9 protein-coding genes and 2 riboswitches are annotated in these 9570 nt (G+C 37.1%); of the genes, 3 read left to right on the plus strand and 6 right to left on the minus strand.

From position 1 onward, the window contains the following. Nucleotides 1-182 (plus strand): hypothetical protein (locus ACFXN8_RS25655; RefSeq protein WP_386848227.1); only part of this gene is annotated, 182 nt, incomplete at its 5' end. A gap of 53 nt (nucleotides 183-235) precedes the next feature. Here ACFXN8_RS25655 and ACFXN8_RS25660 read toward each other — a convergent pair. From ACFXN8_RS25660 to ACFXN8_RS25670, 3 genes are all read right to left on the minus strand, one after another. Next, complete coding sequence (locus tag ACFXN8_RS25660) at nucleotides 236-757, minus strand: DUF2179 domain-containing protein (RefSeq protein ID WP_376078390.1); 522 nt, start codon at nucleotides 755-757, stop codon at nucleotides 236-238. Between the two features lie 463 nt (nucleotides 758-1220). Continuing rightward, nucleotides 1221-1379, minus strand: coding sequence for a hypothetical protein (locus ACFXN8_RS25665; RefSeq protein ID WP_386848228.1), 159 nt, complete (start codon nucleotides 1377-1379; stop codon nucleotides 1221-1223). Between the two features lie 106 nt (nucleotides 1380-1485). Continuing rightward, a complete protein-coding gene (locus tag ACFXN8_RS25670; RefSeq protein ID WP_376078388.1) occupies nucleotides 1486-1932 on the minus strand; it encodes a WapI family immunity protein in 447 nt (148 codons plus the stop codon). Nucleotides 1933-2340: 408 nt separating this feature from the next. Between ACFXN8_RS25670 and ACFXN8_RS25675 the strand changes: the two genes are divergently transcribed. Then, a complete protein-coding gene (locus ACFXN8_RS25675; protein WP_376078386.1) occupies nucleotides 2341-2592 on the plus strand; it encodes a hypothetical protein in 252 nt (83 codons plus the stop codon). 155 nt (nucleotides 2593-2747) lie between these two features. On the opposite strand, the gene ACFXN8_RS25680 is transcribed toward ACFXN8_RS25675, so the two are convergent. The 3 genes from ACFXN8_RS25680 to ACFXN8_RS25690 all read right to left on the minus strand — a co-directional run bounded on the left by ACFXN8_RS25680 (nucleotide 2748) and on the right by ACFXN8_RS25690 (nucleotide 6985). Next, on the minus strand, nucleotides 2748-4046 hold the full coding sequence (locus ACFXN8_RS25680; protein WP_376078384.1) for a nucleobase:cation symporter-2 family protein: 1299 nt from the start codon (nucleotides 4044-4046) through the stop codon (nucleotides 2748-2750). Continuing rightward, nucleotides 4046-4630, minus strand: coding sequence for a xanthine phosphoribosyltransferase (locus tag ACFXN8_RS25685; protein ID WP_323651023.1), 585 nt, complete (start codon nucleotides 4628-4630; stop codon nucleotides 4046-4048). The genes ACFXN8_RS25680 and ACFXN8_RS25685 overlap by 1 nt, the downstream gene beginning before the upstream one ends. Nucleotides 4631-4864: 234 nt before the next feature. Further along, a riboswitch (purine riboswitch) is annotated at nucleotides 4865-4966 on the minus strand. Nucleotides 4967-5161: 195 nt separating this feature from the next. Beyond that, nucleotides 5162-6985, minus strand: coding sequence for an APC family permease (locus ACFXN8_RS25690; RefSeq protein WP_386848229.1), 1824 nt, complete (start codon nucleotides 6983-6985; stop codon nucleotides 5162-5164). A 181-nt stretch (nucleotides 6986-7166) separates the two neighbouring features. Then, nucleotides 7167-7321: riboswitch (cyclic di-AMP (ydaO/yuaA leader) on the minus strand. A gap of 805 nt (nucleotides 7322-8126) precedes the next feature. Here ACFXN8_RS25690 and ACFXN8_RS25695 point away from each other — a divergent pair. Continuing rightward, complete coding sequence (locus ACFXN8_RS25695; RefSeq protein ID WP_386848230.1) at nucleotides 8127-9392, plus strand: Nramp family divalent metal transporter; 1266 nt, start codon at nucleotides 8127-8129, stop codon at nucleotides 9390-9392. Nucleotides 9393-9570 lie beyond the last annotated feature (178 nt).

Genomic DNA, 9570 nt, shown 5'->3' on the forward strand with positions numbered 1-9570 from the left:
GCGTAGTGCAACGAAGCGACAGCAACAGCACCGATGTTGGTCACGAAGGCGTTATCACAGGATGTGATGGTTTTAGCCTTCGTTCCTCTATTGCTAATCCCCAAGGAGTCGCCCAGCCTCCACTCCAATCAACTTATTTACATAATAGACGTTTTAACAAAGTCATCCAAAACTTTTGGTGATGAACAAAAAAAGCCCTTCTGCATATAAACGGAAGGGCAATATTAGGGAAAAACTATTTGTTTTTTGCCTTCATTCGATTCAGCAAAAATCCACCTTTAAATGATTTAGGCTCGTAAGAAATAATAAAAGCATTTGGTTCATAATGCTCCACAATTTGAAACAATTCTGTCTCGCGATTTCTCTTTGTTAATATTTCATATTTATAGCGATTACTATCTCTACCTTCCCCAATATAAATCGTCACAGCAAAGCCTTCATTACGAAGGAAATTCACGAGCTCTTCATTTTTATTCTGCGTATTGATTGTCGCATAGACATAGCCAATCGCTAGTTTCCGCTCAATTTTAGCACCTAGAAAAATACCTAAACCAAAACCAGCAGCATAGACAACCATCCCTAAAATACTTTGGTCTCCATTAAAGACAAGAGAAAGGCCAAATACATACACTAACATTTCCAGCATACCGAATATGGCAGCAAGGAACGTAATGTTCTTCACTAAAAATATTGTACGTAACGTTAAAAAAGGCACATAAACTAATTGAAGTATTACAATCAGAAATATACTTTGCATTTGTAAGAGACCTTTCAAAAAGTAGTTTTATATTCTATAAGTGCGTTGCCTTAACTAACTATTTTTATTAAGTAGACGCTGATTTCCGCTGGTGAAAGTAGAGCACCTCCCCGCTACAAATAACACTCACAAGCCAGATATTTATAAATGTATGTTCAGACATTGCCTTGCATTCTTCTCAACAATTATGTCTCGGCATCGTCCGAAATCCGTTTGTACAAAGAACTCCCACCCCATTCCCTAGATTCCCTAACAATTTAAATTTAAACATCTACTTTTCATAAAAAAATGCCACCTACTATAAAAGTAGATGACATTTTGTGTATTATAGAAATCCTTTATGCTTCGCATGCATCAGGTCTTCCTTATGCTTTGCCCAATCATGTTGAACAAAATATTGCGGATAATCGCAGTGACAGAACCAAAAGGACAACTCCGAAAAGAAGTGCCCCATTTTAAATGACTAGCAATCCGAATTCATCGGTACTTTCTTCTTTATTAGTTCATCTATGTAATACTCTTTTAGCCAAACTTCTAATTTCATTTTTTCTTCTGAAGACATATGTGCCTCCATAGTTACTTGTAGTTCTTCAATAACTTCTTTAGCAGTTTTTAAATTCATTTATAACCCTCCTTTCTATAAGGTTCATAATATTCTATATTCATTTGTATTACAATACCCAATTTTTACCATAAACTACTGCACCTGTAAGTTCAATAAGACACAACTATCTCCTTTTACCTTCTAAACCGCCATAATAGGCAACTATCTTTCTTAACTCTTCAAACGAAGATAACAAATAGCTTTGTTCACTTTCAAATTCAAAATGTAGTTTATTTTCTTCACTCAAAAACTCTTGGAAATACCCTTCTATAGTAATTTGCCCCAATCGATTAAAATGCATTTTAAACTCAATATTAGAAGTTGAGTCTGTAAAAGTCACACTTCCATTCAATTGCTTAAAACATTTCTGAAGTTGGATAAAAAACGTATAGATCTGACCAGTTGAAAACCATAGTTCTGCATCTTTCACAAAATAGTTACCACTTTTTATATCAATTTTCCCTTTAACTTCGTATCCACCCAAATAACTAGTTTCATTCGGAAATCCAAATACCTCAATGATTTCTAACCGAATAAATCCTTGTTTGCCTCCTATTAAAAACGCATTCATTCATATCATCTCTTTTCAAAATATAACACTGACTTCTTCCACTAAACTTTATCTTTAGAAACACTGCGTTCCTCTATTTCAGCGGGTGTTTAGACATCCGCTGAAAAGTGGCTTAAATCCGCATTCATCTCACCACTAATGACTAAGGTGACACCACACTAAAATTATATCCTCTTCTATTATACTGTAAGTCATAAAAGCAGTTTAAAAGACAATGTATTGACAAATGACATCAATAGTGTAAAATTACACTATGTTGGGTAATTGACTCAAATAAAATAGTTTAAGAGCGAGGTGCTTGGAATGTTATTATTCTTATTAAAATGTATATTACCTTTTATCTTAGTAACACTGTTATATATAATTAATATTATTTTCTTATCAAAGAAAACGTTGAATAATATTAAAATGTGGAAAACCTCGATTTTAGTGGTCAATATCATTGCGTTATGTTTAAGTATTTTAATCGTTTTACCATCAATTGCATTAATCACCGCGATGTCTTTAGGCACAGGTTCTACCTTAAATATATTAGAGGATGATTTTAATTTAGAGGCAGCCACGCTTATACTGTTGAGCATTTCTAGTTTTATATATTTCTTCGTTACAAATATTGTATTAACTGTTTTAACAGCTAAAAAGCAATTCCGTCAGGGGTAACTTGTTCCATGAAGAAGTCTTACTGTAGAAACAGCCTTTTTTCCGCATAAAAAATGCCACCTCCTTAAATCTAAATCAATAGATAAAAGTAGGTGGCAATATTCTTTTCATCAAAATATATAAGGTATTAGATGAATGTTCTTAAATTATTTACTTCAAACTTCTCCATGCATCGGGTCTTCCTTATGCTTTGGCCCAATCATGTTGAATAAAATATTAAGGATAATCGCTGTGACAGAACCACAGACGATACCGTTAGATGTTAGAAGAGATACACTTTCTGGTAGTGCATCAAAAATCCCCGGAACAACCGATACACCGACACCAAGGCTGACTGCAATTGCAGCAATCATGGCGTTTTCCGCTGACTCATTCATAACAGGTACTAGCATGCCCATACCTTGCGTAATTACCATACCGAACATCGCAAGCATTGCCGCACCAAGTACTGGTGTTGGAATAATCGTTGTTAATGCTGCGATTTTTGGTAGGAAGCCAAGTGCTACTAGTAAGCCACCTGTAATGTAAATGACTTTGCGGTTTTTTACGCCTGACATACGCGTAAGTCCCACGTTTTGTGAGAATGTTGTATATGGGAAAGCATTGAAAATACCGCCAATCACAGAAGCAAAACCTTCAGAACGATACCCACGTGCTAAATCTTTTGAATCTAATTTTTTCTTACAAATATCACTTAGTGCAAAATAGACTCCTGTTGATTCTACTAAAGAAACCATTCCTACAAGCGTCATTGTAATAATTGCTGTAGGGTCGAATGTTGGCATACCAAAGTAGAATGGCTGAACCATGTGTAATACGTCAGCATCTGCAACTGGGCTAAAATCAACCTTCCCCATAAATACTCCTAGGATTGTCCCCGCAACTAATCCGATTAAAATGGAGATTGCACGGATGAAGCCTGTAGAGAAACGATAAACAACTAAAATAATGGCTAATGTAATGAACGCTAAAGCTACATTCGAACCCGATGCAAAGTCTTTTGCGCCTTGTCCACCTGCCATATTATTTAAAGCTACTGGTAATAAAGAGATACCGATAATCGACACGACCGAGCCTGTAACAACTGGCGGGAAGAATTTAACTAACTTACCGAAAAAACCTGCAATAATCATAATGATTACACCTGATGCAATAATAGATCCATAAATATCAGTAATACCTTGTTCAGGATTAGTACCGATTGCAATAATCGGACTAACCGCTGTAAATGTACAGCCCAGTACTACCGGCAAACCAATACCGATAAATTTACCTGAATACACTTGTAAAAGCGTTGCGATCCCACACATCATAATGTCAATCGCTACTAAATACGTCATTTGTGTTGAATCAAAACCAAGTGCCCCACCGATAATCAGTGGCACTAAAATGGCACCTGCATACATCGCAAGTAAATGTTGAATAGCTAGCGTCGTCGATTTAACGGTATTCATTACGCATTAGCCTCCGCAGCAAATGTTACTTTGCCATCCTCAAGAGAATCTACAATTGCTAATGATTCCACGCGAACCCCTTGCTGGCGTAATAATTTCCCACCGTCTTGGAAGCCTTTTTCAATAACAATGCCTACACCCACAACATTTGCACCCGCTTGTGCTGCGATATCAAGCAAACCTTTGACAGCTTCCCCATTAGCTAAGAAATCATCTACGATTAGAATGTTATCATCTTCATTTAAGAAACTACGTGATACTGAAATATCATTTGTTTCATTTTTTGTGAAAGAATGTACTTTTGAATTATAAAGATTATCTGATAGTGTTAATGATTTACGTTTACGTGCAAACACTACAGGAGCACCGATTTCAAGCCCTAGCATAACAGATGGTGCGATACCTGAAGATTCGATCGTTAATATTTTTGTAATGACTTGATCCGAGAATCGAGTCGCAAACTCATGACCAATTTCTTTCATAAGCATTGGGTCAATTTGATGATTTAAAAACGAGTCTACTTTTAATACAGATGAAGATAGAACTTTACCTTCTTGCACAATTTTGTCGTGTAATAACTTCATTTCTTTTAAATCCTTCTTTCTTATAAATAATTTTTTATGAGCAAATAACCGAAAGTGCCGTGCTAACGCAGCGTCAGTAATACGATGTCGTTGTCACAAAGGCGTTATCATAGAAGAAATGCTCATTTCAAGTAATAAAAAACGCTGAATACTTTGATTCCAGTCATCTACGAGTGGAGCAAAGCATTCAGCGTAAAAACGTCGAAACGAATAGAAAACATCTTATATAAAGTCTTCTAAAGCATTGCTACCCATAGTCGATTTTTTTACGGAAAATCGGTAGAGACTCGCGAGCCATATTCTCGCTATTATATGAGTGAAATAGTATTAAGCTGTAAGAACTTCCTTTTATTAATACACCTTGGCGTTATTTCCAAAAATGGCACTTTATTCGGCATGTGCTTGTTTCTCACACTGAATAAAGTCTGTTTTTCGGAATTTACTATTATTTTACTAACTTTCAATTGCAAACGTTCGTGTTTTACAATCAACGTAATGATTATATCAGACAATTTTCGAGCTTGCTAGTCATTATTTTGATAAATGGAAGGGCACTGTCATAATGACGATATTTCTGTGAAATAATAGCGATGCGCGAATTAATAGACTCGATTGATTGTGTAACATATGATGCCACCCTTTTTTCGGTAAAAACTGTGGAATGACAACCGTTACTTGATGGCCTGTTTTCATACATTGATGCTCAACCTTATCAATAAATTTCATCAACGGCTGTGTAATACTTCGATATGGTGAGTAGTATGTGACGAGCCGTATATTTGGCTGCCAAGCTTTCCATTTCTCCTCAAATGCTTTTGCTTCCGCTTGATCGAAGGCTACATAAAAGGCAATAATTTTATCAACGTTTAATGACTGCGCGTAATACAATGTGTTTTCGACTACTTTCGTAATACCAGCAACAGGGATAATGAACACATTCCCCTCCACATCCGGTAATTTCTCATTATCTAATCTTAGTTGTTCACCGACTGTTTGGTAATGCTGTTTAATACGGTGAAACGTCCAAATAATAATTGGTAAAAAGATAAACACTGGCCATACCTGAGGCAATTTTGTCACAAAAAACATCATCGCTACAATAAAGGAAATGATCGCTCCAATCGTATTGATTGAAAATTTAGCAATCCAACCTTTTGGCTTTTCACGCCACCATTTTCGCATCATTCCAGCCTGCGCTAAAGTAAATGGAATAAACACACCAACTGCATAAAGTGGAATCAAATGCTCTGTTGTTCCATCAAATAAAATGATTAAAACAATGGCCGCTAAACCAAGCATCATAATGCCATTTGAATAACCAAGTCGATCCCCACGAATCTGGAATATTCTTGGGATAAAACCGTCCTTCGATAAATTGACAGCCAGTAAAGGAAAAGCCGAATAACCTGTATTCGCAGCAAGTACTAATATCATCGCCGTTGTTCCTTGTACTATATAATAAAAGATATGACGACCTACACTTGCTTCCGCTATTTGTGAAACAACCGTTTCTTTCGCATTGGGAGCAACTCCATAAAAATAAGCTAAGCTCACAATACCAATAAAGAGCACTGCTAAAATACCGCCCATAGCTAATAATGTTTTAGACGCATTTTTCGGCGCTGGATCTCTAAAATTAGGAATAGCATTTGAGATTGCTTCAACACCAGTCAAAGCTGAGCTTCCTGATGCAAAAGCCTTTAATAATATAAATAGACTGATACCTGCAACTGATGTACCGACCTTTGGATGCAACTCTGCAGGAACTTGCCCTGTTACTATGTTATAAGCCCCCACTCCGATTAACATCAGCATCACTATCACAAACAAATAAACGGGATACGCTAAAATGGATGCAGATTCTGTGACACCACGCAGGTTTAAAAGCGTTAAACATATAACGAAAAACACCGCGATTATTACATTATAGGGATGTAGACTTGGAAATGCCGAAGTAATGGCATCCGTTCCAGCCGATACACTAACCGCAACTGTTAAAATATAATCGACAAGCAATGATCCACCAGCGACTAGACCCGCATTGACACCTAAATTTTCCCGAGAAACTACATATGCTCCACCACCATGTGGATACGCATAAATAACCTGACGATACGAGAAAATAAGTGCTGTCAGTAACACAATTACCCCAGCAGCAATCGGTAGAGAATACCAAAAGGCAACAGTGCTTACTGTCATAAGTACAATTAAAATTTGCTCAGGTCCATACGCTACTGATGACAAAGCATCGGACGATAGTATGGCAAGTGCTTTTGTTTTACTAAGCTTTTGTTCCCCTAACGCTTCAGATCTCAATGGTTTACCGATAATATAACGTTTTAATGAGGATTTCATAGTCAACACCTTCTAGTTTCATAGAATGTGTTTCGCATTTCTAAATCGATTACACTTTAGCATAATCGGTTTTTGTGCTGTTCAACGGGGTCTTGTTTCTTCTTTAGAATGAAGATAAAAAAAGTCTACAAGTCATCACTAAATAAGACTTGTAGACGTTCATTCGTCTGCCAAGCTCCACTTTTCTGCTCTTAACGCTTACGAGGTTAGCTGTCGGATTCGGGCCTGAGTAGCCCTACCCCTCAATAAATGAAGAGATTCACCCCAAGGATTATCCTATGTGTAATCCGTAAAAATTGGGTCCCCCGCGTCTAATTGCTTCAGCGATTTAGAAATTTGAAACTTTTATAATGATGTCATATTACGCCTGTAATTAAAAAAAGTAAAGATGAAAATAATGCTTACAAAAAATTTTTTCACTTGATATTTTGAACATTTTTATTTAGACCCAAACCATAACGTGTTGTTGATTTCCGCTCCGATTGGGTGTTTTCCAGAGGGCGTCCGATGAGCTGCCTCAATCAACTTATATACATCAAACGTCATCCCAAACTTTTGATGATAAATTCTTATTTGAAGAATAATGTTTTAATACTAGTAGAAAATATGTGAATACCCGAATTGAAAATCAATCAATTATGCCTCGGCATAATTGCGTCCGGAATCGGCTTTTGACCAATACGATGTTGGTCCCAGGCGTTTTCATAGGATGTGAAGTTCTTAGCCTGAGTTCCTCTATTTCAGCGGATGTTTTTTTGCGAAAGCGCAGTGCTAACGTAGCGGCAGCAACTGGTGTTTGGACACCTGTAGCTGACGCTTCGCTTTCGCTACAAAAAACACTCGCTGAAAGAAGTTAAAAAAGCTACCTTATAAGTATATTCCTACGTTTAAAGAAGCTAAGTACATTCATCCTTGGGTCATTTTCAAATGAATCGAATATTCTGCTATGATGCTTCCATACATTATACACAACGGAATTCTTCCTTTAAAATTGATTACTATATCAAAAACATTTCGAATTCCGAAAAAAATTGAGCAAACATCTTCACATTTTTTAGTTCTAGCGATAAAATAGGAATATATCATTTTCCTGCAGGAAACTTTATTTCACCTGTGATACTTTTTGAAATGAGGGAACAACATGGTTTACAAACGAATGCCAAAATCGTCTGCTGAGGCGGTTTTAGATGGAGATATAACAGGCTGGCGACGAATTTTACCGTTTCTTGGCCCAGCATTCATCGCTGCAGTTGCCTATATTGATCCAGGCAACTTCGCAACAAATATTACAGCAGGTTCACAATATGGATATTTACTACTTTGGGTAATCGCCTTTTCCAATTTAATGGCGGTGTTAATTCAATCCTTATCGGCAAAACTTGGTATTGCGACAGGCAAAAATTTACCTGAAGTAGCACGTGAACATTTTTCTAAAAAAACTTCTATTTTTTTATGGATACAGGCAGAATTGGTCATTATTGCAACAGATCTTGCAGAGTTTATCGGTGCTGCACTAGGGCTGTACTTGTTATTTAATATTCCAATGTTACCTGCAGCTCTCATTACAGCTGTCGGCTCATTTGCTATTTTAGAATTACAGCGCAGAGGCTTTAGAGCGTTTGAAGCAGGTATTTCTGGCATGGTACTTATTGTCGTATTAGCATTTGCATTTCAAACATTTTTAGCTCAGCCAAATTGGGGCGAAGTAACAATAGGCATGTTTACACCGCGCTTTGATGGAGTAGATTCTATTTTACTTGCAACGGGTATTTTAGGAGCAACTGTCATGCCACACGCTATTTACTTGCATTCTTCATTAACACAAAATCGTGTCGTTGGCCGAAATGATGCTGAAAAAAAACGTATATTCCGTTTTGAGTTTATTGATATAATCATCGCGATGATTATTGCCGGTGCCATCAATATGAGTATGCTTGTTATTGCCGCAGCAGTATTCCATACACAAGGCGTAGTAGTGGAAGATTTAGATATTGCTTATAACGGTTTAAAAGAGGCGCTTGGTCCGATGGCAGCAGTGTCCTTTGGTCTTGGACTTCTCATTGCAGGTCTTGCTAGCTCTTCAGTCGGTACACTTGCAGGTGACGTTGTGATGCAAGGTTTTATAAGAAAGAAAATTCCGCTCTACTTACGTCGAGCTATTACAATGATACCTCCTCTGGTTATCATTGCATCTGGAGTTAATGCGACTTATGCGCTTGTCCTAAGTCAGGTTATTTTATCTTTTGGTATTGCATTTGCTCTTGTACCGCTTGTAATGTTTACAAGTAAGCGTGATATCATGGGAAGCCTTGTTAACCATCGTATGACAACCATATTAGGATGGATTGTCGTAGTAATTGTAGTTACTTTAAATCTTTATTTATTATGGCAAACAGTATTTGGTTAAAAAAATGCCAGACACAAAAACCTTGATTTGGTTTTGTGTCTGGCATTTCTACATGTACGAGGCTTACTCCATAACGTGTGGTTGATTTCCGTTCCGACTGGGCGCTTTGTTGTTGCTGTCGCTTCGCTTTCGCACAGATAAAACAATTGTTGCTGTCGCTTCGCTTTCGCACAGATAA

Origin of the sequence: Lysinibacillus sp. NPDC059133 (assembly GCF_042755925.1) — a bacterium.
Taxonomy (GTDB): domain Bacteria; phylum Bacillota; class Bacilli; order Bacillales_A; family Planococcaceae; genus Lysinibacillus.